Here is a 1,091-nt window from a genome sequence, read left to right as displayed (position 1 = left end):
ACTTGTATATTGCCCTCAGTGTTCGGTTGCTGATCCCTTCCGTGCACGCGAAGCGGTAGCCCGTTTGTGTTACATGGGCTTGCAGCCCGAAAGAAAGCCTGTGGCGCCGCTTCTTCTTACCGCTCCGAACCCGGACAGTTGAATGAGCCTCGAGCTCGTATCCTTACAAGTATGGGTGCTGTGGTGAACCAAATCCAATCCGCTTTCGCCTCTCCTTTGTTCGTCGGCATCGATGTCGGCGGCCAGTTCCTCGACGTCGCCTATCACGAGTCCAGCGAGTCCTTTCGCATCGCCAATTCTCCCGAAGGTTTCGCCGAGCTCATCGCACGCCTCACACCGCTCAAGCCTCAGTTGATCGTGCTCGAAGCCACCGGAAAGCTCGAACGCGCCGTCCTGGAAGCCTTGTGCCAAGCCGGCCTGCCTGCGGTCGCGGTCAATTCCAAGTGGGTGCGCGACTTCGCCCGAGCCAACGGCCAACAGGCTAAAACCGATCGCATCGATGCGCGTGTCATCGCGCACTTCGGCGCAGCCATCAAGCCTCCCGTGCGGCCCCTGAACGACGAGCAGACCCAGCAGTTGCAGGCTCTTATCCTGCGCCGCGCTCAGCTCATCGATATGCTCACCGCCGAGCAAAACCGACGCAAACGCGCCCACAAAGCCGCCTTCACCAGCATCGATGAACTCATCGGCTTCCTCAAACAGCGCATCAAGGACGCCGATCGCGACATCGACTCCTTCCTGCACGCCAACGAACTCTGGCGCAAGACCGAGGCCCTGCTGCGCTCCACCCCTGGCATCGGCAAAGGCACCGCCGCCGCGTTGATCGCCTTTTTGCCTGAACTCGGCACCCTCACCGGGCGACAGATCGCTTCGCTCGTCGGCCTCGCCCCATTCAATGCCGATAGTGGAAAGCATCAAGGACAACGCCATATCAAGGGCGGGCGCCATATCGTGCGTCGCGCGCTCTATATGGCATGCGTCGCCGCTCAACGCGCCAATCCCACGCTCAAAGCGTTTTGCGATCAGCTACGTGCCAGAGGCAAGAAAACCAAGGTCGCCTTCGTCGCCGGCATGCGTAAGTTGCTCACTCA

General features: G+C 60.4%; 1 protein-coding gene. It reads left to right on the top strand.

The window, feature by feature from the left end; translation table 11 throughout:
• Nucleotides 1–192: 192 nt before the first annotated feature.
• On the top strand, nt 193–1,091 hold an 899-nt coding region (locus tag AWB74_RS44785; protein ID WP_456061769.1), incomplete at its 3' end, for an IS110 family transposase.

The organism is Caballeronia arvi, assembly GCF_001544695.2.
Lineage (GTDB): Bacteria > Pseudomonadota > Gammaproteobacteria > Burkholderiales > Burkholderiaceae > Caballeronia > Caballeronia arvi.
Note: the sequence above shows the minus strand (reverse complement) of the source record. Positions and strands in the feature narration are given on the sequence as shown.